Annotated in this window: 19 protein-coding genes; 4 read left to right on the forward strand and 15 right to left on the reverse strand. The window is 71.7% G+C overall.

Annotated elements, in window-relative coordinates:
• Window positions 1–18: 18 nt before the first annotated feature.
• The 6 genes from NHL51_RS12735 to NHL51_RS12760 all read right to left on the reverse strand — a co-directional run bounded on the left by NHL51_RS12735 (window position 19) and on the right by NHL51_RS12760 (window position 10,011).
• Window positions 19–4,608 (reverse strand): FtsK/SpoIIIE domain-containing protein, encoded by a 4,590-nt coding sequence (locus NHL51_RS12735; protein ID WP_434144332.1) that lies wholly within the window; start codon window positions 4,606–4,608, stop codon window positions 19–21.
• Entirely contained in the window at window positions 4,605–5,249 is a 645-nt protein-coding gene (locus NHL51_RS12740) for a hypothetical protein (RefSeq protein WP_434144334.1), read from the reverse strand. The genes NHL51_RS12735 and NHL51_RS12740 overlap by 4 nt, the downstream gene beginning before the upstream one ends.
• Window positions 5,246–7,324 (reverse strand): alpha/beta hydrolase, encoded by a 2,079-nt coding sequence (locus NHL51_RS12745; RefSeq protein WP_434144335.1) that lies wholly within the window; start codon window positions 7,322–7,324, stop codon window positions 5,246–5,248. The genes NHL51_RS12740 and NHL51_RS12745 overlap by 4 nt, the downstream gene beginning before the upstream one ends.
• Window positions 7,321–7,626: a hypothetical protein gene (locus NHL51_RS12750; protein WP_434144337.1), complete on the reverse strand. Its 306-nt coding sequence runs from the start codon at window positions 7,624–7,626 to the stop codon at window positions 7,321–7,323. The genes NHL51_RS12745 and NHL51_RS12750 overlap by 4 nt, the downstream gene beginning before the upstream one ends.
• A 46-nt stretch (window positions 7,627–7,672) precedes the next feature.
• Complete coding sequence (locus NHL51_RS12755) at window positions 7,673–7,966, reverse strand: WXG100 family type VII secretion target (RefSeq protein WP_434144338.1); 294 nt, start codon at window positions 7,964–7,966, stop codon at window positions 7,673–7,675.
• 281 nt (window positions 7,967–8,247) lie between these two features.
• Entirely contained in the window at window positions 8,248–10,011 is a 1,764-nt protein-coding gene (locus tag NHL51_RS12760; RefSeq protein ID WP_434144339.1) for a proline--tRNA ligase, read from the reverse strand.
• Window positions 10,012–10,206: 195 nt separating this feature from the next.
• Between NHL51_RS12760 and NHL51_RS12765 the strand changes: the two genes are divergently transcribed.
• A complete protein-coding gene (locus NHL51_RS12765; RefSeq protein ID WP_434144341.1) occupies window positions 10,207–11,841 on the forward strand; it encodes a phospholipid carrier-dependent glycosyltransferase in 1,635 nt (544 codons plus the stop codon).
• An 84-nt stretch (window positions 11,842–11,925) separates the two neighbouring features.
• On the opposite strand, the gene NHL51_RS12770 is transcribed toward NHL51_RS12765, so the two are convergent.
• Together NHL51_RS12770 and NHL51_RS12775 are read right to left on the reverse strand one after the other, a co-directional pair.
• Window positions 11,926–12,657, reverse strand: a complete 732-nt coding sequence (locus NHL51_RS12770; RefSeq protein ID WP_434144343.1) for a LuxR C-terminal-related transcriptional regulator — start codon at window positions 12,655–12,657, stop codon at window positions 11,926–11,928.
• Window positions 12,654–14,300: an ATP-binding protein gene (locus NHL51_RS12775; RefSeq protein WP_434144345.1), complete on the reverse strand. Its 1,647-nt coding sequence runs from the start codon at window positions 14,298–14,300 to the stop codon at window positions 12,654–12,656. The genes NHL51_RS12770 and NHL51_RS12775 overlap by 4 nt, the downstream gene beginning before the upstream one ends.
• Before the next feature lie 113 nt (window positions 14,301–14,413).
• Between NHL51_RS12775 and NHL51_RS12780 the strand changes: the two genes are divergently transcribed.
• Window positions 14,414–16,318 carry a PspC domain-containing protein gene (locus NHL51_RS12780; RefSeq protein ID WP_434144347.1) on the forward strand — a complete coding sequence of 635 codons (1,905 nt, stop codon included), beginning with the start codon at window positions 14,414–14,416 and terminating at the stop codon, window positions 16,316–16,318.
• Window positions 16,315–16,833, forward strand: coding sequence for a hypothetical protein (locus NHL51_RS12785; RefSeq protein WP_434144349.1), 519 nt, complete (start codon window positions 16,315–16,317; stop codon window positions 16,831–16,833). Before NHL51_RS12780 ends, NHL51_RS12785 begins: the two co-directional genes overlap by 4 nt.
• A 172-nt stretch (window positions 16,834–17,005) precedes the next feature.
• Here NHL51_RS12785 and NHL51_RS12790 read toward each other — a convergent pair whose 3' ends face one another.
• From NHL51_RS12790 to tilS, 7 genes are all read right to left on the reverse strand, one after another.
• Entirely contained in the window at window positions 17,006–18,517 is a 1,512-nt protein-coding gene (locus tag NHL51_RS12790; RefSeq protein WP_434144351.1) for a sensor histidine kinase, read from the reverse strand.
• 5 nt (window positions 18,518–18,522) lie between these two features.
• Entirely contained in the window at window positions 18,523–19,035 is a 513-nt protein-coding gene (locus tag NHL51_RS12795; protein ID WP_434144352.1) for a DUF3180 family protein, read from the reverse strand.
• 20 nt (window positions 19,036–19,055) lie between these two features.
• Entirely contained in the window at window positions 19,056–19,655 is a 600-nt protein-coding gene (gene folK, locus NHL51_RS12800; protein ID WP_434144354.1) for a 2-amino-4-hydroxy-6-hydroxymethyldihydropteridine diphosphokinase, read from the reverse strand.
• The gene (gene folP, locus NHL51_RS12805) at window positions 19,652–20,941 is read right to left on the reverse strand and encodes a dihydropteroate synthase (protein WP_434144356.1); all 1,290 of its coding nucleotides are present in this window, start codon (window positions 20,939–20,941) and stop codon (window positions 19,652–19,654) included. Before folP ends, folK begins: the two co-directional genes overlap by 4 nt.
• A 5-nt stretch (window positions 20,942–20,946) precedes the next feature.
• On the reverse strand, window positions 20,947–23,184 hold the full coding sequence (gene ftsH, locus NHL51_RS12810; protein WP_434144358.1) for an ATP-dependent zinc metalloprotease FtsH: 2,238 nt from the start codon (window positions 23,182–23,184) through the stop codon (window positions 20,947–20,949).
• Window positions 23,185–23,375: 191 nt separating this feature from the next.
• Window positions 23,376–23,939: a hypoxanthine phosphoribosyltransferase gene (hpt, locus tag NHL51_RS12815; protein WP_434144360.1), complete on the reverse strand. Its 564-nt coding sequence runs from the start codon at window positions 23,937–23,939 to the stop codon at window positions 23,376–23,378.
• A gap of 4 nt (window positions 23,940–23,943) precedes the next feature.
• Complete coding sequence (gene tilS / locus NHL51_RS12820; protein WP_434144363.1) at window positions 23,944–25,008, reverse strand: tRNA lysidine(34) synthetase TilS; 1,065 nt, start codon at window positions 25,006–25,008, stop codon at window positions 23,944–23,946.
• Window positions 25,009–25,273: 265 nt separating this feature from the next.
• Here tilS and ppa point away from each other — a divergent pair, with 265 nt between their 5' ends.
• Window positions 25,274–25,768 (forward strand): inorganic diphosphatase, encoded by a 495-nt coding sequence (gene ppa, locus NHL51_RS12825; RefSeq protein ID WP_434144362.1) that lies wholly within the window; start codon window positions 25,274–25,276, stop codon window positions 25,766–25,768.
• The last annotated feature ends 111 nt before the right edge of the window (window positions 25,769–25,879 follow it).

A 25,879-nucleotide genomic window follows, 5' to 3' on the forward strand; every position in this document is an offset into this window, starting at 1 on the left:
CTCGGGGTATTGAAATGTCTATTCAGCTGTCGACCCGAAAAACGGATCAAGCTTCGATTTTATCCCAGCTCTCCGAGCACGTCCATTCACCGCCGTCTCAGGTTCGGGTGGCACGGTCTCGTCGGTGAACGCGACCTGCACGCGCACCGTTCGCCCGTTCTCGATCGCGAAGCCGCGCCCCGGGGCGAAGTCGGCCCGCCGCACCCGCCCCAGGTCTTCGCGGAACGGGCTCTGCGATTCGGCCCGGTCGGGCTGCAGCGACAGCCCCCATCGCGGCTGTTTGAGCGCCTGGTAGAGATCCCAGATACCTGCTCCCGTGCCCGGCTCGAATTCGAAGATCACCAGCGTCTCGGATCGGCGGGCTGCCTTCGCGAGGGCGACGAGTCTCGGCAGCGCGACCGTGTCGGCTGCTCCGGCCGGCCGTTCGACGACGATCACCCGGCGGTCTCCGGTCGCCCCGTCGAGATCGGCGCACAGCGACTCGGCGCACTCCGCCACGGCGGACGCCCCTATCGCGATGCGCGACCAACTCCCGGTACGCCTGAGTCCATCGGGGTCGAACGTCAGCAGCACGGTGACGGTGGTGGTGCCGTGGTCGGCGGCGGCGCGTTGCACGGCCGCGGCGCAGCTGCGCGCCGCCTGCGAGACTCCGGCGCCACTCGGCCCGGCGATGACAGCCAGACCCTGAAACGGGAGCGCGACCGGTGCCAGATCGAGCACGTCGATGCCGTATACCGGACGTCTGTCGGCCTGAGCGGGGAGCGTCTCGAGCATCACCCGCTGCGGTGGATTGCGCACCCGTGGCGCGCGCGATACCCCGCGCGCCTGCAGCTCGGCGGCAAGGGTTTCGAGGCCTACCACCTGGCCGGCGAGGCCGTCGGCTCCGACGAGCGCGAATTGCGACTCCCGTGCATCGCCGGTGCGAAGCGCGCGGCCCGGAGGCGCGTCCTGCAGCACTTCCGCATCGACCCCGAGCGCACCGTAGTCGAGCGGGCCCGCGAGACGCAGCACGAACTGCTGCTGCAGGCTCGCGCTCAGCACCGCGGGAATCGCGGCCGGCCGATCGCAGGTCAGCACGACGTGCACGCCGACCGCACGGCCCTGCTGCATGATCTCGCCGAGCGCTCCCAGGGGGTCGCGCGCCGTACCGAGCGCCTCGCCGCTCTGCCGGAATGCGGCGAAGCCGTCGATCAGAAGGACGATGCGCGGTTCACGCGTTCCCGTCTCCGACGCACGGAACGCGGCGAGGTCGCCCGCGCGCCTCGCCGCGAAGCGCGGACCCCGGTCGGCGATGATGCCGCTCACGTGCCTGAGCACCCGGTCCACGAGCTCCGTGTCGTTCAGCGGAGCGACCGCGGCCGTGACCGGGAGCGCATCGACCGCGCCGAGCGCCCCGCCTGCAGCGTCGATCGCGAAGAGCTGCACCGGGTCCGCCGCCGTCTCTGCGGCGAGCGCGGCGGCGACCGTGAGGAGCGCACTCGTCTTCCCGGTGCCGCTCGCACCGATGATCGAGATGTTGCCGGCCTCGGCGAAGTCGATGCGCAGCGGGTACTGCGCCTGGGCCGCGGGGTCGTCGCAGAGACCGACAGCGATGCCTTGTCGGGGCCCGGGCTCCGCTCGTTCGACGCTGTCGAGGAGCAGCAGGTCGGGCAGTTCGGCGAGCCAGGGGCGGCGCGGCGCCGGAATACCCCACCGCTCGGCGGCGTCGACGATGCTGTCTCGCACCCGCTCGATGTCCCGCGGCCGCAGCTGCCGCGCAGGCCCGGGGCTCGGCTCCGCCGGGCGGTTCCAGGGTTCGCCGACCTCAAAGGCCAGAGTGCGCATCTCGATCCCGGCTGTTCGCCGCCCCTCCGTGCCGCGCCCGCCGAGGTAGCCCGTCTGGAAGTGGGCGAGACGGCCCGGCCCCGCCCGGAGCGCACCGCGCCCCGGTTCATCCGCTGCGAAGAACGCGGCGTCCGTCGTGCCGATGACGTCGAGGCTGTCGGCTGCGTCGGCCATGCGCAGGGCGATGCGGAGGTTCGTATTGGCGCGCAGGTTGTCGGTGATGACGCCGGCGGGGCGCTGGGTCGCCATGATGAGGTGCAGGCCGAGCGACCGGCCGCGCTGCGCGATGTCGATGACGCCGTCAACGAACTCCGGGGCGTCGGTCGCGAGTGCGGCGAACTCGTCGATCGCGATGACGAGCAGGGGCGGGGCCGCGACGTCGGATGCGCGTTCCAGAGTCGCGAGATCCTTCGCACCGTGAGCGGCGAGCAGCGCCTCCCGGTGCCGGAGCTCGGCGCGCAGCGAGGCGAGCGCGCGACGCACGAGATGCGGGGTCAGGTCGGTGACGAGCCCGACCGTGTGCGGCAGGTCGACGCATTCGGCAAATGCCGCGCCGCCCTTGTAGTCGACGAGCAGGAAAGTGAGGCGCTCGGGGCTGACCCGCGCTGCCATGCTCATGATCCAGCTCTGCAAGAACTCGGACTTGCCCGACCCCGTCGTGCCGCCGATGAGCGCGTGCGGCCCTTCCTCGCGCAGGTCGACGACCATCGGGCCGGCAGTGCTCTGACCGACGGTCGCCGCGAGCGACACGGGAGCGCGTTCGCGTCCCCGTACCCACTGCGCGATGCGCGATCCGCTCCGCTCCCATGCCCGAGCGATCGCCGCGGCTCCGGTACGAGGGTCGTCTTCGAACAGATCGCAGAGCTGCACGCTTCGCGGCAGATCGCTCTCGTCGAGCTCGCGCGCGGCGACGTCTTCGACCGGCGCGAGACTCCGGGCGATGCTCTGCGCGACGGCGGCATCGATGTGCTCGTGGGCAGTGAGCTCCACCGACCGCGCCGAGCGCACGTAATGCACGGTCGCGTGTCCGGGGCCGATCTCCATGAAGGTGCGGCAGGCCGCGGGAAGCCCGCTCCGATCGGGCGCGACCCAGATGACGTGGATGCCGCGGTCGGGGCCGTTCTCCGCGATCTCGATCAGTCTCGCCGGGTCTCCACCGCCGTCTTCGAGCACGAGGACCACGATGACGGGCAGCGCGGGGAGACGCGCGACCGATGCGTGCCCCGAGTCGGTCCGATCGAGTCGCTCGTCGAGATGCGAGCGGATCGTACCGTGCCCGCCCGATGCGCTCCGCAGCGCGAGCAGCCCTTCGAGCGCGGCGAGCAGGCGCGTCGACGAGGCCGGCGTATCGGCGAGCGGCCAGACCGGGAGCGGGCTCGCGACCGGGTCGACGTGCGGCAGCCACTTGAGCCACGACCATGCAGGGGTGTGCCGCTCCCCCGCGAACGCGGCGATGAAGAGTTCGTGGGGCGAATGCAGCCCGGCCAGCTGCAGCACCAGGGCCGCCGCCGCCCCTTCCGCCCAGTAGCTCGGGCCGGCCACTCCAATCGAGCCGCAGCGGTCGAGGTTGTCGGTGACCGGAACTGGCGAAACGGCGGCGAACTCCTCGGCCGTTCGTCGCAGCGTTTCCCAGTGCGGGTCGGGTCCGCCGCTGCGCTCCGGCACGATGACGCGGGTGCGGCTCGGCAGCGCGCCCGCGCCGAACCGTACCTCGAGGAAGGAGCGATGCTCGGGCCGCCGGTTCCACAACCCTTCGTCGCGCCGTTCGATGGAGGACTGCACCTCCCCCAACGACGGTGATTCCTGCGCACGCATCTCGGTTTCTCGGGTACGGAGCTCGCTCAGCTCGTGCTGCTCGGCGCGCAGCGCGTCGGCGAAGCGCCGGATCTCGCGTCTGCGCCCTCGCCCGCCGCCGAACTTCCCATCGAGCCACGATCCGATCATCATCAGCGGCGTGAACGCCACCATCGTGAGGCTCATCGGCGAGCGCGTCACGGCGTAGTGGGCTCCGCCCATCAGCATCGGAGCGATCATCGCGAGCAGCGGGATGCGCGAGGGCTGCCGCGGTGCGGGCGGCGCGGGGAGCTCTCGCTCGGACGATGGGAAGCGCGGCGCGACCCGCGGGGGTCGGGTGTGCAGGACGCGATGCGGATGCCCCTCGGCAGCGAGCATCGCGGGCCCCGGGGTGATGCGAAGGCCGATGCCGCCGAGGCGGATCACCGTCTGGCCGATGACGCGGACCCTGCCGCTGCGGGCGCCGTCGTGCACGACGCCGTTCGCGGAGTCCAGGTCGACGATCCGGCCGCGTCCGTCCGAATCGAAGAGCACCTCCGCGTGCTGCCGCGAGACGCTGCGATCGATCAGGTGCACCCGGCACGCCGGGTCGCGCCCGATGAGGTTGCTCCCGGCGATCAGGCTGAAGACGACGCCCTGCTGCGCTCCGGTGAGCACCTCCGCGTAGCCGGCCGCTGCGACGAGCCGCTCCGCGCGCCCGGTGCTCGCGAACTCCGCGACGGGCTGCACCACGGAGCCCGAGTGCAGACCGGATTCGGCGATGACCGCCATCGGGTCGAGCAGCACGGGAGGCCGCCCCGGGGCGGCCGCAGCGCGAAGCGTCACGGGCGCGAGGCGCCGCTCCGCGATCATCGCGAGGCGCGGGTCCGCACCGAATCCTGCCTCGATCAGGCTCCGGGCGATGTCGGCGACGGTCGTGGTGGCATCGCACGACAGCACGATGTCGTGCGTGCCGCCGTGCGGCAGCACGATCGAGAGCCGGAGCTTCATCCAGTATCGCCCGCCCCGAGGTCGTCTCTGCGGCGATCGAGCTCGTCCTGGAACGGATTGCCCGGGTCGTCGGGGTGCGTGTCCCACTCCATGATGCCGCTGTGCGTCGAGCATTCCGCCCGCACGGACATGCTCATGCCGTTGACGTTCGCCTGCATCGAGAACGTGCCCTCACCCGGGATCTCGACGATGATGTACGGCTCCGTGTCCTGGTGCGTGTCGTAGAGATCGCGCACCGGCAGCCCCTCGCCCGCGAAGTAGGCGCGTACGCGTCCCACCGCTGCAGCACGATCTACTGAAGTACTGTTCAGCAGCGTCGAGCTCACGTGACCTCCTCCGCCGCCGCACTTGTCCGGCAGCCAAGCGCCGACGAGCAGCTCGCGGTCGTCGGGGCGGTCAGCCGCCCACAGCACATCCGTCCAGTAGAGATCGACCCAGCCGTCGGGCACGCCGCTCGCGGCGACCCCGACGTCGAACATCTCGGCGACCCACGCGCGCTGCTCCGCCAGCGTCATAGTCGACGTTCCTCCCTCCGACGACACGATCGGCCGTTCGTTCACGCATGCGGGCAGCGTCGCTGCCGCGCACACCGTCGCGGCCGCGACGAGCATCGACCGCCTCGCCCTCGCTCCGATATTCATCCGCACTCCGATCTCTCCAGACGCACTCCCCCGATGACCCCGGCCCGGACGCCGACGCAGGCGCGCTCGGTGCGCGCGAATGCGGCCGCCAGATGCTCGCCGACTGCGCCGGTGGTGATCTGCGCGATGCTGTCGAGTGACTGCGTGTCGGGGTCGAGGTAGCCGTGCCGGTACGAGGCGAACATGCCGAACGGGTCGCGCGATTTCCGGTCGCCGATGATCGAGTGCCCGTCGGTCGCGAGCAGGCCGCGCTCGCCGTCGCCGTCGGACGAGAAGGCGAGCCCGCCGCCGTACACGGGGCTGAGGTGCTCGAGGCCGAGCACGCCCACCGCCCCGGGGTTCGGCTGGCCGCGCAGCGAGAGCCCCGCCCCGCTCGGCGCGAGGCGGTCGTCGCTCGCGTGGGTGGTGAAGACGGCGCGCTGACCGGGGGCGAACTCGTTCACGCGCAGCGCGCCGTAGTCGGGCACGGTGCCCTGGTCGAGCCCGGCGGAGGCGATGAGCGTGAGCGTGTCGACCGGCTGCCCGACGAGCGTCAGCGCGATCGTCGCCGTCGTCGTGCCGTAGGAGTGGGCGAGTACCCCGGTGAAGGGCAGGCCCGCGACCCCCGCTGCCCTCGCCGCGTGGCCGCCGTCGAGCTCCGCGGCGAGCCGGCGGGCGCCGACCCGCGCGGCCTCCGGGCTGAGCACGCTGTCGGCGCCGATGAGGTTCGGGAACGGGATGTCGGGGGTGTCGTAGCCGAGCCACGCGATCACCGAACCGGTTCCCGAATCGGCCTGACGCTTGCGCTGCGCCTCGTGGAGGTTGCGGGAGGCCTCGTCCCAGCTCTCGATCGCGAGATGCGCATCGCTCTTCATGCCGGGTACCGCCCACGCTACATGGCTCGCACTATCGGCATCGCCGTAGCCCAGGGCGACCATCGGCACGTCGCCTGCGAAGTGCAGCGCGACGACCTGTACCGGAGGCCGACCGATGCCGTATCTGTCGATCTGAGCAGCTTCGCGTCTGAGCACCTCCTGCACCGCCGCCGCGGCCCGCAGCTGCTGAGGCGACAGCTGGGCCGGGCTCTGCGAGGCGAGCTCGAGCGAGCGCCGGTTCGCCAGGTCGCGCGCGGCGAACGGCAGCCCGGGCAGATTGCCGATCACCCAGGGCGCTTCCCGGATGAGGCGCCCGCGTGCGGCCTCGTCCAGGGCGGCCCACCACGCGGCGGCGGCCTCCGGGGCGGGCGGCGCGTCCCAGACCCGCGATCCGTCGCCCTCGGGGAGCAGACCGGCGAGATCGGGGTGCTGCGCGACCACGGGAACGGTGGCCGCCGCGCGGCCGCGCAGCTCGCCCGCGATGCCGTGCGCGACCGCGAACTTCGCGCCGGGGCCGCCGGCCACCGACCCGACGCTGATGAGCTGCCCCAGAGTCGACCCGCGCAGCGCTCCGAGCAGTGCGCGCTCCGCACGCTCCCGCTCCTCGATGAGCGACGCCCAGACCCTCGAATCGAGCCGGATCGCTTCGGCCGCCGCGTCCCAGGACACCACCGCTCGGCGCCACGTCTCCTCGTGAGATGCCGCGACGGTACGCCGCACCGCTGCGAGCTCAGCCGCATCCATACCGGTCGTGCGGTCGGCGTCGAGCACCGGCTCCGGCATCGCGGGCGAAGGCGGCGCATCCCATTCGGCGCCGAGCGGGTGACCGATCTGGGCGGCGATGCCGCTGACCGTCGCGGCCTCGGCACGAATCGTACCGAGGTGGTCGTCGACCGACTGCTGCACGGCCTGCGCCTGCCGGTGGATGCGTTCGACCTCGGCGGCGTAGGCGGTGAAACCGCGCCGCGCCTCCTCGGCGCTCCGCCGCATCTTCGTCGCGCCCTCCTGCAGCACCGTGTCGAGCTTCGCACGATGCGCCGCGACGGCGGCGCCCGCGGTCTCGCTGAGGCGGGTGGAAGCGAGCAGCAGCGCCGTGCCGTACGAGACGCAGCTCTCGGCCGCTTCGGCGGTGAACGCCGCCGCCTGCTCGATCGAAGCGGGGTCGCCCGCGACGGGCGTCCCGCCGGGCAGCACCGCCGCATGATTCGCCGGAACCCTCATGCCTCGCGCCCCGGTACGGCGAACCCCGCATCGAGCGCCGAGGCGTGCGCGGCATCGAGCGATGACATCTCGTGCAGCAGCGTGCGCAGCCCCCGCCCCGTCGTCTTCGCCGCATCGGCGAGGGCGGCCCGACCGACGTGCACGCCGCGTAGGAATACGTCGACCTCGGCGGCGATGCCGGTCAGACTCTCGAAGCCGCCCGTCGGCCGGGAGTTCCGGCCGACCAGCATCTCGTGTTCGGCGGCGACGATATGCCCGATGGCGTCTTCGATCGCCGCATCGATGAGCAGTAGTCCGGCCATGCCCGCAGCACCTCCCTCCGGCGCAGTCCGCCCGAACCGGACCGTGTTACGCGATCCGTGCGGCGATCTGCGCGTCGAGGTCGCGCATCGCGGCGGAGGTCTGCGTGAGGAAGCCCTGGATCTCGGTGAGCTTCTCGATGACGGTGTTCGCACCGACCGTGTACTGGTGGTAGGCGTCGGTGAACCGCACCGAGGCCTGATCGGTCACGAAGCCCGATGAGACGAGACCGTCGATGCGGCCCTGCATCGCCTGGAGCTTCTGCGTGATCTCGTCGCGACCGACGCCGAGCTGCGTCGCGGCCTGTTCGATCTCGTCGTACGAGACTCTGATGTTCGACATGGGAGGCGCCTTTCGTCGTGCACGACCGCGATGACGGCGGCCGTTCTTCCGTGATATTGCGACGAGGCTAACCGCGGCTCCCCGGGGCGGGGCAAGCGGCGATCCCTGATTGTGAGTAACTCGCGGCATAAACCCGCAAATGCCGTGTTGTGGAGGAAGAATAAGCACCTCCTGTGAGGCGCCGCCGACCCGGCACCGCCCGCACCGCGCACACAGCAGCGCCCCGCCCGATTCGCAAAGGCGAACGGGGCGGGGCGCGATCGGCGCGTAGTCGGGAGGGCCTAGGCGAAGAGCGCGGCGACCTCGCTCAGCGCGACGCGATCCTTGGTACCCGCGGCGCGGTCCCAGACCTCGCCGAAGCCCTCGGCCGCATCGCGGCCCACGACGACGACGCGGGGCACGCCGAGCAGCTCGGCATCGCCGAACTTCACGCCGGGCGATACCTTCGGGCGGTCGTCGAAGAGCACGTCGACACCGGCGGCCGAGAGCTCGGCGACGAGCGACTCCGCCTGCTGGTGCACGGCCGGATCCTTGCCCGTGGCCACCACGTGCACGTCGAACGGCGCGATCTCGCGCGGCCATACGAGACCGCGGTCGTCGTGGTTGAGCTCGGCGAGCGCCGCCATGATGCGGGTCACGCCGATGCCGTACGAGCCCATCGTGACGGTGACGAGCTTGCCGTTCTCGTCGAGCACCTTCAGCCCGAGCGCCTCGGCGTACTTGCGGCCGAGCTGGAAGACGTGCCCGATCTCCATGCCGCGCGCGAGCGTCACGGGGCCCGAGCCGTCGGGTGCCGGGTCGCCCTCGCGCACGCTCGCGACGTCGACGACGCCGTCGGCCGTGAAATCGCGACCGGCGACGAGGTAGGCGACGTGCTTCTCGGCCTGGTTCGCGCCGGTGACCCAGGAGGTACCGGTCACGACGCGCGGATCGAGCAGGTAGCGCACGCCGGTCGATCCCTCGAGCCCGAGCACCTGCGCGCCGTCGAGCGCGGGGCCGATGTAGCCCGGCACGAGACCCGGGTGCTGCTTCAGATCGTCGGCGGTGGCGGGCTCGACCTCGCAGTTCGGGAAGGCGACCTCGACCCGCTTCATGTCGACATCGCGATCGCCCGGGATGCCGATGACGACGATCTCGCGCACGCCCTCGAGATCGGTGACGGCGAGCACGACGTTCTTGAGCGTGTCGGCGGCGCCCCACTCGCGGCCGTCCTCGCGCGGCAGCACCGCGTTCGTGTGCGCGACCAGCGTCTCGATGGTGGGGGTGTTCGGCGAGTCGTAGACGAGCGCCGAGCGCTGGCCCTCGACCGGCAGCGCCTCGGGCGCCTGTGCCTGATAGGCCTCGACGTTCGCGGCGTATCCGCCGGCCGAACGCACGAAGGTGTCCTCGCCGATGTCGATCGGCAGCAGGAACTCCTCGGAGCGCGAGCCGCCCATGGCGCCCGCGTCGGCCGAGACGATGACGTACTCGACGCCGAGGCGCGTGAAGATGCGCTCGTAGGCGTCGCGCTGCTTCTGGTAGGCCTCGTTCAGCCCTTCATCGGTCACGTCGAACGAGTACGCATCCTTCATCGTGAACTCGCGGCCGCGCAGCAGGCCGGCGCGGGGCCGCGCCTCATCGCGGTACTTGTCCTGGATCTGGTACAGGCTCAGCGGCAGGTCCTTGTACGACGACACGATGTCCTTCACCATCAGAGTGAAGGCCTCCTCGTGCGTCGGCGCGAGGAGGTAGTCGGCGCCGTGGCGATCCTGCAGGCGGAACAGGGCATCGCCGTACTCCTCCCACCGCCCCGTGTCCTCGTAGGGCTCGCGCGGCAGCAGGGCCGGGAAGTGCACCTCATGGGCGCCGGCTGCGGCCATCTCCTCGCGGATGATGTTCTCGATACGGCCCTTCACCCGCAGACCGAGCGGCATCCAGCCGAAGACGCCCGGGGCCTGGCGCCTGATGTATCCCGCGCGCACCAGCAGCTTGTGGCTGGTCACCTCCGCGTCTGCGGGGTCCTCGCGGAGCGTCTTCAGAAAGTAGGAACTGAGCCGGGTAATCACCCGTCTATCGTAGCGCCGCCGAACGAGCGCTGCGCCGCGCGCCGGCGCGGAACAGCGCGCCCGTCGTTCGGCCCTCACCCGTATTTCGGATGGAAGCGGCGGTTTCGGTCCGAAATACGGGTGAGAGCCGAAGTTCGGGCGAAGCGCACGGACACGCAGACCCCGTGCGCCCGCAGGCACGAATACGCTGGGAGGATGAGGATGCTGCGCTGGGCCGTGCCGATCGCGGTGCTCGCGGTCGCGGCGCTGCTGCGCTTCTGGGCGCTCGGCCGGCCCGGCACCCTCGTATTCGACGAGCTCTACTACGTGCGCGATGCGATCAGCCAGCTCGCCCACGGCTTCCCGACCGTCTGGCCCGATGACGAACCGGGCATGGCCGCGGGCCGGGCGCTCGCCTTCACCGATGACCCGTCGTACGCGGTGCATCCGCCGCTCGGCAAGTGGCTGATCGGCCTCGGCATCCTCGTCTTCGGCCCCGACACGGGGTGGGGGTGGCGCAGCGCCTCCGCGCTCGCGGGCGTCGCGACGGTCGGCCTGACGATGCGCCTCGGCTATCTGCTCACCCGCAGCCTGCCGATCGCCTGGCTCGCCGGCCTGCTGCTCGCGCTCGACGGCGTGCACGTGACGCTCAGCCGCGTCGGTCTGCTCGACGGGTTCCTCACGTGCTTCGTCGTGCTCGGAGCGGTGCTCGTGTGGCGCGACCACGAGCAGGTGCGGGGCGCGGGGCGGAGCGCGCGGCGCGGCGACGGTACGAGCACGAGCACGAGCACGAGCGAGGGTACGGGCACGGGTACGTGTACGAGCACGGGCAGGGGCACGGGCGGGGCAATCCCTGTCATCGTGTGGCGCCCGTGGCTGCTCGCCGCGGGCCTCGCCTTCGGAGCGGCTGCGGCCGTGAAGTGGTCGGGGCTCTACCCGCTCGCGTGCTTCCTGGTGCTCATCACGGTGCGCGATGCGGTGGTGCGCATCCGGCAGCGGTCGCCCCGCCCGGTCGGCCGCGCCGCACTCCAGGCTGCAGTCGCGGCCGTCACCGCCCTGCCCGCCGCTGCGGCGGTCTACCTCGCGAGCTGGGCCGGGTGGATCGTGCGCCCCGGCGGCTGGGGGCGCGACGCGGGCGCGAACTGGTTCGACTCGCTCGTGCAGTACCACGCCGAGATGCTCGCCTGGCACGGCACGCTGAGCGCTCCGCACCCCTACCAGGCGCATCCGCTCAGCTGGCCGCTCGCGCTGAGACCGACGGCGATGTACGAGGTCGATTGGGGCGCGGCCGAGGGCTGCCCGTGGTCGGCATGCGTGTCAGGGATCACCCCGCTGCCGAACCCGCTCATCACCTGGGCGGGAGTCGCCGCCCTCATCGCGCTCGTGGCGCTCGTCGTGCATGCCTGGCGGCACGGGCCCGCGCGCCCCCGCCCGGTCGACCCGCTCGTCATGGCCGGGTCGTTCGTGGTCGTCGGCTACCTCTCGGGCTGGCTGCCCTGGGTGCTCACGTTCTCGCGATCGGCGGTGTTCCAGTTCTACGCGGTCGTCATGACTCCGTTCGCGGCCCTCGCACTCGCCCTGGTGCTCGGGCTGCTCTGCGGCTTCTCGGTGCGGGGCGGTCCCACGGCACGGAGCGGCCCTGCCGGGCGGGGCGGTGGCCCGGGCGGGGCCGCGCTCTCTTCAGGGATCGGCGATCCCTCCCCCGAAGCCCTGCGCAGCCGGCGCCTCTCGGTCGCCTGCTTCGTCATCGTCGCGGGCCTCGTCGCGCTGCTCTTCTTCCCGATCTGGTCGGGCATGCCGATCGCGGAGTGGTTCTGGCGGGCCCACATGTGGTTGCCCGGATGGAGCTGAGCGGCAATCATCTGCGCGGGTGCCCGATCTGATGCAGAATGACGCGCTGATTCTGCACCAAATCGCGCACCCGAGCCTCCGGAATCAGAGCAGGCGGCGCGAGAGCGCCCAGGCGGTCAGCTCGTGCCGGTTCGACAGCTGCAGCTTGCGCAGCACATTCGACACGTGCGTCTCGATCGTCTTCACCGAAAGGAAGAGCTCGGCGGCGACCTCTTTGTACGCGTAGCCGCGGGCGATCATGCGCATGACCTCCTGCTCGCGGGCCGAGAGCCGGTCGAGCTCGTCGTCGGTCGCCGCGGTCTCGCCGCCGCCGGTGCCGAAGGCGTCGAGCACGAAGCCCGCGAGCTTCGGCGAGAACACGGCATCGCCGCCGTGCACGCGCACGACCGCCGCGGTCACCTCGGCGCCAGAAGACGTCTTGGTCAGGTAGCCCCGCGCTCCCCCGCGGATCACGCTCACGACGTCGTCGGCCGCGTCGGAGACGCTGAGCGCGAGAAACCTCGGCGCGCCCGCCACGGCACGGCCGAGCCGCTGCAGCACCTCGACCCCGCCGCCGCCCGCGCCGCCGGGCAGGTGCACGTCGAGCAGCACGACATCGGGGGCGGTCTGCGAGATCACGGCGACGGCCTCGTCGACGTCGGCAGCCTCGCCGACCACTGCGAGCTCGGGCCCGAGCTCGGCGCGCAGCCCGGTGCGGAAGATCTGGTGGTCGTCGACGATGACGACCCGGATGCGGTCGGCCGTAGCATCTGCCGTCGTGACTGCCGTCGCGTCGGGTGCTGGGTGGGGTACGGCATCGGCTGCTGCGTCGCTCATGCGTTCCTCTCGGTATCGGTCGGGCCGGCGCCCGCAGGTTCTGGGCCGGCGGGTTCGGAGTCGACGGATCCGGAGCCGACTGGTCCGGGATCATGCGGGACGCCGGTCCTCGGGACTTCAGGGGCACCCGGGGTATCCGGAGCACCCGGGGTATCCGGGGCATCCGAGGCACCCGGGGTATCCGGGGCACCCGCGAGCGGCATCGCCAGGCGCACCGATGTGCCCGTACCGCCCGGCCCCGGCACGAAGCGCGCAGTGCCGCCCGCGCGCTCCATTCGGCCGATGATCGATTCGCGCACGCCCATGCGCCCCTCGGGCAGCCGGTCGAGGTCGATGCCCGGCCCGCGGTCGGTGATGTCGATCGACACTCGCTCCCGCCCTGCCTCGACGTAGACGGTCACCTCCCCGCCGGCATGCCGCGCCGCATTGAGCATGGCCTCGCGCGCCGCGGCCACGATCGGCGCCGGCGCTGTGGTTCCGGCCCCCAGACCGACGCCGACGACCTCGAACCTGACGCCGTGCTCCGCTTCGAGCAGCGCAGCGTGCGTGCGCAGCTCGCTGCCGACCGCCTCGGGCTCGGGCGCTCCGCCGTCTGCGGTGCGGAACAGCCATTCGCGCAGCTCGCGCTCCTGCCCCCGCGCGATGCGCGCCACTTCGCTGCCCGGCTCGGAGCGCTGCTGGATCAGCGCGAGCGTCTGCAGCACCGAATCGTGCAGATGCGCGGCGATGTCCGAGCGCTCGGCCTCCCGAGCACGCGCGGCCCGTTCGGCGAGCAGCTCGCGGTTGAGCCGCAGCAACCACGGGGCGAGGGCGAGGGCGACGCCGGCGAGCACCGCGAGCGCGGCCGCGATCACCGTCCAGGTGCTCGGCTGCCGCGACGTCACGAAGAACATGAGCACGCCGACTGCGACGAGCGCGAGCGCCCCGAGCACGCGCGGCAGGGCGTGCCGATCCGGGCGATCCCTGTCGGCGATCTGCCACCAGGCGAGCCCGACCCCCACGAGCACCGCGAGCGCGGGCAGCATGAACTCGAGATTGATGCGCACGCCCAGCCGATCGAGCACGAGCCCCGCGCCGGCGATGAGCAGGCACGCCCCGAGCAGCAGCTCGGCGATGGGCCAGCGGCCCCGTGGGCGCGACCGTTCCGCTGCGGGCCGCGCCTCGGTCGCGGCGCCCAGGGCGCTCGGGGCGTTCGAGGCGTTCGAGGCGTTCGAGGCAGGCGCCGTAGGGGCTGATGTCTGAGAAGCCGACGCCGGAGCCATCGGCGCCGCCGAAGCCGCCGAAGCCGCCGGAGCCGCCGGAGCCATCGAACCCGGCCCCGGTGCCGCAGTGCCCTGATTCGCCACCGGAGTCGGAACCTCTGAGCTCCGAACCGTCTGAGCCGCAGACCAGGCCCGCGTCGGCTCATCCGCGGGCCGCATCAGGGCACGCCGCATCGGCACGACGCCCTCGGTCTCGCCTTCATTCGGCACCAACGCCCAGAGCCAGACGTAGAGCAGACCGCCGAACCCGCCCGCGACCGCGAGCACCAGCATGCCGATGCGCACCGAACCCACCGGAAGACCGAGGTGCCGCGCGAGCCCCGCGCACACTCCTGCGACGAGGCGGTCGTCGCGCAGGCGGTGCAGCGGTGGTCGTTCCATGAGACTATCCAAGCACCTCCGCTCTCATCGGGGCATGCCCCGGGGCGAGGCTCAGGGGCGAATCAGGGGGATCCCCGATGGCCCGCCCGTCGGCGAAGCGCCAGACTCGAAGTATGCACACGACACCACCAGCAGGAGGCCCCGCCGACCCGCACGGCGCCGGCCCGCACGGACCACACGGCACCGGACCCCACGGCACCGGACCTCACGGAACCGGGCCCCACGGAACCGGACCCCACGGCACCGGCCCGCACCGCCCTTCGAACGGCGGGTTCTTCGCCTGGCTGCGCGGCCTCGGCATCATCCGCGGCCAGGAGCACTGGTTCGCGGGCGTCGCCGGCGGCATCGCCGCGAAGGCCGGCATCGACCCGCTCATCGTGCGCGGCGCGTTCGTCGTGCTCGCGCTGCTCGGCGGGCCGGGGCTGCTGCTCTACCTCGCGGGCTGGCTGCTGCTCCCCGACGACACCGGCCGAATCCATGCGGAGGACATCGTCCGGGGGCGAGCATCGGCCGGGGTACTGACGGGGGCGATCGTACTCGTCGGCGTCGTCGTATTCCCGGCGTTCCTCGGCATGGTCTTCGGCGCCGGCATCACCCCGTCGCTCAGCATCTGGGGCTGGGGCGTGTGGGACATGCTCGGGTTTCCCCACTGGCTGCGCGTCACGATCGCGTGGTGCTTCTGGCTGACGGTGCTCGTCGCCGCGGGTTTCTGGGTGCACAGCGTGCTGCTGCAGCGCGGCAGGGATCTCGGATCGCAGCGCGCCTCCGCGCCTTCCGCGTCGTCCGAGCCGTCGTCCCCCGCGTCGTCGTCTTCCGCACCGTCGTCTTTCGCACCGTCGTCCCCCGCGTCGAGCGCACCTCCACAGCCCGGCGCTGAATCGGCGCCCGCGGGCGGTGCGACGTTCTCCGCAGGTACCGACCCCACTCAGACCACGACGGCTCACGCCTCGAGCGCCGGGGCCGCATACGCGGAGCCGGCCCCGGGCACCGGCACGAGTGCCGGTTTCAGCGCGGGCACGGACGCGGGGCCGAACGCAAGGGCGAGTTCGAGTTCGCGTCCGGGTTCGCACCCCGAGGATTGGGCGCGCGATATCGGCGAGCGCACCGAGCAGTGGGGCCGCGACCTCGGCGAGCGCGCGAACCGCTGGGGCGCCGATGTCGGCAAGCAGGCCGACGAGTGGACCGCCCGCTACTCCGAGCACCACGACGCGCATAAGCTCGGCGCGGGGCACGTCGTGATCTCGTTGGCCTGCGCGCTGCTCGCGGGCGGGGCCGCGGCCCTGCAGGTCTCATCGCTCGATACCGCGGCGTTCGAGGGGAAGATCGGCACGGGCGGCCCGCCGGCGCTCGTGGCCGGCATCACTGCGGCGCTCGCGGTGCTCGCGATCTCCCTCATCGTCGCCGGCGTGCGCGGGCGGCACACCGGCTGGATCGGCTTTCTCTCGTTCTGCGGCGTCGTCGGCCTCTTCGCGACGGTCGCTTTGCCGGTCGGGTCGACGTTCCAGCCCTTCGGCACCGTCGCGATCGACGGGCAGCGGGCGACCGGCACCGTGGTAGTCGCCGGTACGACGCAGGTCGATCTGAGCGATCTCGATCTCCGCACCGATGCCTCCGACATCGTCGTCTGGCAGCTCGCAGGGCGCTCGGACATCGTGCTGCCCGAGAACGCCGCGGCGCAGATCGAGGTGCGCGTGCTCGCGGGCCGCGTGGGCAGCGAGGAGGCGGGGCGCGGCGAGGACTCCGGGTACGAGGCCGGCGTACTGCTGCGGCGGTCGATCACGGTCGATCCTCAGACCTCCGCGAACCGCGACGATTCGCGGGGCAGCACCGACCAGTCGGCCGACGCGGCCAAACCGGCCGAGGCCAACGCGCCGGCACAGGTCTCGATCTATCTGCTCGGCGGCGACGTCACCTTCTCCGCTACGGAGTCGAGTTCGTCTGCCGCAGCGAAGCAGCTGAGCACGGTGGGGGCCGCGAGCGCGGCCGCACCGAACGTTGAACAGGAGCACACGCGATGAGCGACCACAGCGGCCCGGCGAACGATCGCACGGGATCCGAGAGCACCGGGTTCGAGAGCACCGGGTTCGAGAGCACGGAGCACGACCGCACCGGGCCCGCACCGTTCGAGCCTGAACGCTCCGTACCCGAGCAGCTCGACCCCGAGCAGCTCGAACCCGCACGGTTCGGGCCTGCACCGACCGGTCCTCCGCAGACCGGGCCCGCGTACGAAGGCGCAGCGCCTGCTGGCGATCAGGCTGCGCCGGCGACCGCGCACGTTCCGCCGGGACCGCAGGTCAGCGCATCGGCGACACCGGTAACCGATCGCGTCGTCAAGCCGGGCCCGCGCACCGGCCCCATCGTCTGGGGAGCGCTGGTGCTCGCTTTCTGCGGCTACGTCGCGCAGCGCGTCTTCGGTTCGGGAGCCTCCGACACCGGTTGGTGGGTCGCCGCGACCATCGTCGGCCTCGGAGCGCTGCTGCTCGTCGTCGGCATCGTCGTCGTGATCCGCGGGGCGCGCTCGACCCGCCGCTGACTCGCCGCACGGCTCGCGCTTTCGAACTCTGCAGCACTCTCCGCCGGCCACACAAAGGAGCAGTGCGACTTCGTTCGGAGATGAGCGCTCGTTCGGACCGATTCGCCTCGAAACGTCCGAACGAGCGCTCAGATCCGAGGGAGCTCACGGCTCGAGGATCAACGACCGCCGACTACGCCTCGACGCGCGGGATCTCGCGGGTCTGCGTCGAGATCCAGTGCAGCGGAACCTCGATGACGACGCGGGTGCCGCCGCGCTCGTCGGGGCCCCACGAGATCGACCCGCCGAGCTCGCCCTCGACGAGGGTGCGCACGATCTGCGTGCCGAGACCGTCGCCGACGGTGCCGCCGGGCAGGCCGGTGCCGGTGTCGATGACCTCGACGATGAGCCGTTCGGGGTTGCGGTCGGCGCGGGTGACGACTTCGCCCTCGCTGCCGGCGAGGCCGTGCTCGACGGCGTTCGTGACGATCTCGGTGAGCGCGAGCGCGAGCGGGGTCGCGTACTCCGAGGGCAGCTTGCCGAACTCGCCTTCCTTGCGCGGGTGCACGGTCGTGTTGTGCAGGCTGGCGACCTCGGCGGCGAGGCCGAGCACGCGGGCGAAGACCTCGTCGAAGTCGACGATCTGCGACAGGCCGGTCGCGAGCGTGTCGTGCACGACGGCGATCGCGGCGACGCGGCGCATGGCCTGGCCGAGCACCTGCTTCGCCTCCTCGCTGCGGGCGCGGCGGGCCTGCACGCGCAGCAGCGACGCCACGGTCTGCAGGTTGTTCTTCACGCGGTGGTGGATCTCGCGGATCGTCGCATCCTTCGTCACGAGCTCCTGCGCCTGCTGGCGCAGCTCCGTGACGTCGCGGGTGAGCACGATGCCGCCGACGCGGGCGCCGTCGCGGACGACCGGGATCGACCGCAGCGTGATCGTGTGCCGGCGCACGTCGAACTCGGCGCGCTTGGCGACCTTGCCCTGCGCGATGAGCGGTAGCGACTCGTTCGTGTCGAACTGGCCCTTGACGACCTCGGCGACGACGTCGGCGAAGTTCTCGCCTTCGATCTCATCGCGGTAGCCGATGCTCGCGAAGGTCGACTGCGTGTTCGGGCTCACGAACTCGGCGGTGCCGTCGAGGTTGAGCCTGACGAGGCCGTCGGCGGCGCGGGGCGACCCCTGCTCGCCGCCGCGGGTGTTGCCCTTCGGCGGGAAGAGGCCCTGCTCCATCATGTCGAAGAGGTCGTCGGCGACTTCGTGGAAGGCGGCGCCGATGCGCGAGGCGTTCTGCGAGTCGACGACGCTCGAGTGCACGGTGGCGACGGCGAAGGGGCCGTGCAGTTCGCCGTGCTCGTCGCGACGGCTCACCGCGTGCGCCGTGAGACGCATCGGGTTCTCCTCGTACCAGGCGGGCGACGTCGAAATGGCGGGCCGACCGGTCTCCATCGCCTCGTCGACGAGGCTGCGCCAATCCGAGCGCAGGAAGTCGCCGATGACCTCGCGGTAGAAGAGGGTCACGGAGCCCGCCGGGCGGCTGTGCGCGACGGCCAGGTATTCACCGTCTTCGGTGGGCACCCAGAGCACGACGTCGCTGAGCGACAGGTCGGCGATGAGCGACCAGTCGAGGGTGAGGCGTTCGAGCCACTCGATCTCCTCTTCTTCGAGGGCCGAGTACTTCGTCGCAAATTCTCGCAGTGTGGTCACGGGTTCTACCTTAGATCGGCGTCGGGCTGTTTACGGTATGCGGTGCCTTCGGCGCGGCCGGGCGCGGCATCGTCGCCGTCGCCGTCGGGGTCGTCGCTCGGGGGTACGCGGCAGAGGTGCTCGGTGATCGCGGCGCAGACGACGAGCGCTGCGCCGGCCGCGAGGGTGAGCACCATGGGCAGCCACATCTCGACGGGGGCGGGCACGGTGCGGCCGATGAGCGAGAGCGCGAAGCCGCCGCCGAGGCCGCCGAGCAGGGCGCCGACGAGCTGGCCGGCGCGGGCCGCCGCCAGCAGACGCACCGCGTGGAACGGATTCACGGCCCCCGGGCGCTTCGCGATGGTGCGGCGCAGGCGCACCCCGAAGCAGACGAGCACGGCCGAGATGAGCGCGAGCGTCACCGGCAGCGAGATCGGCGGTACGAACGGCGCGGCCCCGCGGCCCGAGAGCGCGAACTCCACGACGAGGCCGACAGCGGCCCCCATCGCGGCAGCGGCCGCCGTCACCTGCGGGTTCATCCGGTCGATCCTGCGCATCGTCAGCTCTGCGCTCCGCCGCCCGCGGCATCGGTTCCGGTGGCACCTGTACCGGGGGCAGGCGCACCGGGGGTGTTCGCACCGGTGTCCTCGCCAGGGATCGCCGCCAGCGGCGTCGTACCGTCGCCGATGCGCGCGAGCAGGTCGGCGACCCGGCCGTGGCCGGGCAGCACCGCGTTCGGGTCGAGGTCGAGCCAGGGCGAGAGCACGAAATCGCGTTCGTGGGCGCGGGGGTGCGGCACCGAGAGGCGTTCGTCGGCGATGACGCGACCTCCGTAGAGGATCAGGTCGATGTCGATGGTGCGCGCCCCCCAGCGCACGTCTCGCACGCGGCCGAACTCGTGCTCGATGCGCTGCATCTCGTCGAGCAGGCGGTGCGGTTCGAGGGTCGTGCGGGCGGCCGCGACGCCGTTGAGGTAGCGCGGTGCGTCGGGGTCGGGGCCGTCGAGCGTGACGGCGATCGACTCGCGCAGCGGCGATGCGACGAAGCCGGTGATGCCCGGCGTCTCGGCGAGCGCCTGCTGCGCCGCGATGATGGTCTCGCCGCGGTCGCCGAGATTGGCGCCGAAGGCGAAGAGCACCGGCACGATCTGCGCGATCACCGCGCCTCCTCGGCCCGGCGCACGACGGTGACGGAGACGTCGGCGAAGACGGCGTCGATCGGCGCCTCGGGCTTGTGCACCGTGATCTCGGTCTCGATGACGCCCGGGAAGCGGAGCGCGGTCGCGGCGACGCGTTCGGCGACGGTCTCGATGAGGTCGACGGGGTCGCGGCTCACGTCGGCGACGATCGCTTCGGCGAGTTCGCCGTAGTGCACGGTACGGCCGAGTTCGTCGTTCGCGGCGGCGGCCTCGAGGTCGACGGTGACGGCGGCGTCGATGAGGAAGCGCTGGCCCTGCTCGCGTTCGAATTCGAACACGCCGTGGTGGGCGAATACTTCGAGACCGGTCAGGGCGATGCGGTCGCGGGTCTCGCGGCGGCCGTGACGTGCGCCGGAGGCGGTGCCGGCACCCGCAGCGGCGCCGGTCTGTGCGGCACCCGGCGCGTCGGCGCGGCGCGGCGCGCCCCAGGCCCGTTCGACGGCGAGCGCCTGCACGGTCGCCCCGACGTCGTGCACGCGCACGCCCCAGACGCCGGCGCGGGCCGCGAGCGCGCTCGCGGTGGCCGTCGCGAGGTCGCGCTCCTCGGGGGTGCCCGAGTAGCCGTGCACGTCGCGCAGCGCCTCGGCGATCATGCGCTTGCGCGAGGCGCCGATGAGCACCGGGTACCCGAGCGACGCGAGCGCCCCGATGCCGTTCAAGAGCTCCCAGCTCTGCGCGCCGGTCTTGTCGAAGCCGAGGCCGGGGTCGACGATGATGTGCGCGGGGTCGACTCCCGCGTCGATCGCTTCGCGGGCGAGGCCGGCGAGGGCGTCGCGCACCTCCGCCACGACGTCGTCGTAGTGCGAGCGCTCGTGCGCGGTGTCGGGGATGCCGCGCCAGTGACTGATGATGTAGCGGGCTCCGTGCTCGGCCGATGCCCAGGCTGCGGCGGCGAACATGCCCGGGTCGTGCAGCCCGCCCGAGACGTCGTTGATGTAGCGCGCCCCCGCGGCGACGGCGGCCTGCGCCGTTTCGGCGTGGATCGTGTCGATCGAGACGGCGATGCCCTCGTCGGCGAGCGCCCGCACGACGGGCAGCACTCGGCGCAGCTCCTCATCGCGCGGCACCGGCACGGCCCCCGGCCGGGTCGATTCGCCGCCGACGTCGATGAGGTCGGCCCCGAGCGCGACGAGGCCGCGCGCGTGCTCGAGCGCGGCCTCGGGTTCGAGGTAGGCGCCGCCGTCGCTGAACGAATCGGGCGTGATGTTCAGCACGCCCATGATCATCGGGCCGGTGCGTGCAGCCATGCGGCTTACCTTCCGTCGTCGCTATCGCGGATGCCGAGATTGCGGGGCGGCCGGCTGCTCTCGCCCGGCGCGAGCGGTGTCTGCGGATCGGCGGCCGGCTCGGCGGCCGGTTCCGGCTCCGCGGCAGGCTCCGGATCGGCGGCCGGCGGTTCGGGCAGCACGACGGCGCCCTCGAGGTTCGGCGCTTCGGGCTGCGGCGAGGGCTGCGGAGCGGGCGCCGGCGACGGGCCGCCGGGCACGACCGCGGCGCCTTCGGAATCGCCGCCCGATACTTCGACGCCCGCGGCGTTCGCGCGCTCGCCGTCGGTGCGCACGGATGCGGGCACCTCGATCGGCGGGCGGTCCGACACCGGGCGGTCGCCGCTCGAGAGCCAGATGGGGCGCTCGGGCAGCTTCTTGACGTCGCGGAAGATCTCGGCGATCTGGTTGTGGTCGAGCGTCTCCTTCTCGAGCAGCTCGCGCGCGAGGTCGTCGAGGATGTCGCGGTTCATCACGAGCACCTCGTAGGCCTCGTCGTGGGCCTGCTCGAGCAGCGCCCGCACCTCGGTGTCGATGGTGACGGCCACGCCCTCGGAGTAGTCGCGGCTCTGGCCGAAGTCGCCCATGAACGCGCCCGGCTGCGCCTGCCCGAGCTTCACCGGGCCGACGGTCGTGGTCATGCCGTACTCGGTGACCATCTTGCGGGCCGTGCCGGTCGCCTTCTCGATGTCGTTGCCCGCACCGGTGGTGGGGTCGTGGAAGACGAGCTCTTCGGCGACGCGGCCGCCGAGCGCATAGGCGAGCTGATCCTGCAGCTCGTTGCGGGTGACCGAGTACTTGTCCTCGAGCGGGATGACCATCGTGTAGCCGAGGGCGCGGCCGCGCGGCAGGATGGTGATCTTCGTGACGGGGTCGGTGTGGTTGAGTCCCGCCGCGACGAGCGCGTGGCCGCCCTCGTGGTAGGCGGTGATCAGCTTCTCGCGATCCTTCATGACGCGGGTGCGGCGCTGGGGGCCCGCGATGACGCGGTCGATCGCCTCGTCGAGGGCGCGATTGTCGATGAGCTGCGCGTTCGAGCGGGCCGTGAGCAGGGCGGCCTCGTTGAGCACGTTCGCGAGGTCGGCTCCGGAGAAGCCGGGCGTCTTGCGCGCCACGACGTCGAGGTCGACGTTCTGCGAGAGCGGCTTGCCCTTCGAGTGCACCCGGAGGATCTTGAGGCGGCCCGGCATATCGGGCGCGTCGACGCCGACCTGGCGATCGAAGCGGCCGGGGCGCAAGAGCGCCGGGTCGAGCATGTCGGGGCGGTTGGTGGCCGCGATCATGATGACATTGGTCTTCGGGTCGAAGCCGTCCATCTCGACGAGCAACTGGTTGAGCGTCTGCTCGCGCTCGTCGTGGCCGCCGCCCATGCCCTGGCCGCGGCGCTGGCCGACGGCGTCGATCTCGTCGACGAAGATGATGGCGGGAGCGTTCGCCTTGGCCTCTTTGAAGAGGTCGCGCACGCGGCTCGCGCCGACGCCGACGAACATCTCGACGAAATCGGAGCCCGAGATCGAGTAGAACGGCACGCCCGCCTCGCCGGCGACGGCGCGCGCGAGCAGCGTCTTGCCCGTGCCGGGAGGGCCGTAGAGCAGCACGCCCTTGGGGATGCGCGCGCCCACGGCCTGGAACCGAGATGCATCCTGCAGGAAGTCCTTGATCTCGTGCAGCTCTTCCACGGCCTCGTCGGCGCCCGCGACATCGGCGAAGGTGACCTGCGGCATGTCCTTCGACATGAGCTTGGCCTTGTTCTTGCCGAACTGCATGACGCCGCGCCCGCCGCCCTGCATCGACGACAGCATCCACCAGATCAGCAGGCCGATGAGCAGCATGGGCAGCAGGAAGCCGAGCAGGGACCACAGCGGGTTCGGTTGCGGCACCTTGTCGGTGTAGCCGTCTTTCAGCTTCGCGCCGTCGACCGCGGCCACCACGTCCTCGCCGCGCGGCGTGACGTAGAAGAAGTAGACGCTGTCGGTGCCGGCCTTCTTGTCGGCCTTCTCGAGCGTCATGTTGACGCGCTGGTCTCCGTCGACGATCTCGACCTGCTTCACACCGCCGTCGGCGAGCATCTCGAGGCCGCGCTCGGTCGAGATCTCGCGGGTGCTGCCGCCCGAGAGCAGCGACCACCCGATCAGCACGATGAGCGGCGCGAGCACCAGGTAGAGCAGCGGTCCGCGCAGCAGCTTGCGGCTCTTCGAGGGGCTCTTCGTCGAATTCTCTGCCAAGTCGGCGCCTTTCGAGATGGTCGTGCCAGAGGTCTCCGGCTGGTTGATAGCGTAACGAACACCGCTGGCACGAGCCTGATGCGGCGCCCGTGTACGCTCAGGGCGCAGCGGGGCGATCTCGCGGGGGCTGCTCGCCAGGGATCATGGCGCAGCGCCCGCCCCGGGCCCCGTCGCAGCCGCGACGCCGGCTGCTAGCCCTCTTCGGTGTAGACGTGCGGGGCGAGAATCGCGACGTCGCGCAGGTTGCGGTAATCCTCGGCGTAGTCGAGGCCGTAGCCGACGACGAACTCGACGGGGATGTCGAAGCCGACATAGGCGACATCGACCTCGACCTTGAGCGCCTTCGGCTTGCGCAGCATGGTGCAGATGCGCACGGAGCGCGCGCCGCGGCTCTCGAGGTTGTCCTTCAGCCACGAGAGGGTGAGGCCCGAGTCGATGATGTCCTCGACGATGAGCACGTCTCGGCCGGTGATGTCGGCGTCGAGGTCTTTCAGAATCTTCACGACGCCGCTCGATTTGGTGCCGGCGCCGTACGACGAGACCGCCATCCAGTCCATCTGGGCGTGGAAGCGCAGTTCGCGCGCCAGATCGGCCATCACCATGACAGCGCCCTTGAGCACGCCCACGAGCAGCGGCGGGTGCTCCGCGTCGTAGTCGGCCTCGATCTCACGCGCCATCTCCGCGAGTCGCGCATGCAGCTCGGCCTCGGAATGCAGCACGACGGTCAGTTCGTCACCCAGCTGTTTCGAATCCATGCGACTACTGTACTGCCGACTCGGGGTCGGCATCCCGGGGAGATCCTCGTTGTTCATCGAAGATCAGCCGGTCGCCCGAGCGCGACACGCGGATGCCGGGCACGAACACCGGGCCGCGACCCCGCGGTCCGGTGGCGAGCGCGGCGACGGCGAGCACGTGCCCGCGGTCGAGGTGCGCCCCGAAGCCGCGCATGGCGAGCAGACGAACGGCCCGGTTCCTGAGGGCGGCCGGAGCCGCGGCGAGCACCGCCGCCGGCACGGTGAGGCGCTCGGCATCGGAGCATGCCGCGAGGGCCCGCTCGGCGAGCTCTGCCGCGAGCGCGTCGAGCGCGTCGGCGTCTTCGCGGGCGAGGTCGGCCGAACGGGCCAGCCCGGCGGCTGCGCCTGCCCCCAGCTCGTCGGCGAGCACGGGCAGCACGCGGCGCCGTACGCGCACCCGCGCGAAGACGGCGTCGCGATTGTGCGGGTCGCACCACGGTGCGACGCCGAGTTCGCGGCACGCCTGCTCGGTGACCGTGCGCGTGATCTCGGGCGCCTCGCCGAGGAAGGGGCGCAGCACGACGGCGTGTCCCGCCCCTTCTGCGAGCGCCGTGCTCTCCGCGAGCGAACGCGCGTGCGGAATGCCCGCGATGCTGCGAGTACCCGAGCCCCGGGCGAGCGCGAGCAGCACCTGCTCGGCCTGATCGTCACGGGTGTGCGCGGTGAGCACTGCGGCGGCGGCCGTCTCGGCGGCGGCCGCGGTGAAGGCGGCGTACCGCGCGTCGCGCGCGGCGGCTTCGGGTCCGAGCCCGCCGCTGCCGACCGTCACACGGCGCACGAGCACGGGGGCGAGGCCCCACTCCCCCGCAGTCCGAGCCGCGCGCTCCGCGACCTCTGCCGTCTCGGGTTGCAGCCCGTGGTCGATGACGACGGCGCCGGCGCGCAGGCCGAGCTTCGGCGCCTCGGCCGCGGCGGCTGCGGCGAGCGCGAGGGAGTCGGCGCCGCCCGAGAGCGCGACGAGCACGAGGGCGCCGGGAGCGAGCGGTTCGAAAGCGGCGAGCGTCGGCGGTCCCTGCAGCCCGCGCCGCATTGCCGCATCGAGCGCACGCCGCACCGCGAGCCGGGTTTCGAGAATCGCGCGTTGCACCACGCCCCCACGCTACCGCGCCCCGTTCCGCAACCCGTGCCGCAACCCGTCGTTCGGCTCTCACCCGAATTTCGGAGCAGAATCGGCGTTTCGGTCCGAATGACGGGTGAGAGCCGAACGACGGGTGAGGGCTCGGGGCGTCGGGTACCCTGGAACCCGCAATGCATCATCGGCCCGGCGAGGGCCGCCCAACCGAGAGAGCAGGATCATGGCCGCAGCATTCGACGCCGTCATCGAAATCCCGAAGGGGAGCCGCAACAAGTACGAGGTCGACCACGAGACCGGTCGCGTCTACCTCGACCGCGTGCTCTACACGGGCTTCGTCTACCCCACCGACTACGGCTTCTTCGAGGAGACCCTGGGCGAGGACGGCGACCCGCTCGACGTGCTCGTGCTGCTCGACTACCCGGTGTTCCCCGGCGTCGGCATCAAGGTGCGCCCCGTCGGCGTGCTGAAGATGAGCGACGAGGCCGGCGGCGACGACAAGGTCATCGCGGTGCAGCACAAGGATCCGCGCTGGTCGCACATCCAGGACGTCGCCGACATCCCGGAGTACACCCGCAAGGAGATCGAGCACTTCTTCGAGCACTACAAGGATCTGGAGCCCGGCAAGTGGGTCAAGGTCGACGCGTGGGGTTCGGCCGCCGATGCCGAGCAGCTGATCGTCGAAGCTCAGGAGCGCTTGCAGACCGAAGGCCACTGAGCCGCCAGCACTGCTCATCAGCGCTGAGAAGCTGGCAATGTGCAGCTGGCAATGAGTAGCTGACGCCGAGCAGCGACGAGGGGCGGCGGGGGGGATGATACCAGCGCCCCC

The sequence above is a fragment of the Leucobacter sp. gxy201 genome (assembly GCF_051043335.1).
In the GTDB taxonomy this organism is placed as follows: Bacteria; Actinomycetota; Actinomycetes; order Actinomycetales; family Microbacteriaceae; genus Leucobacter.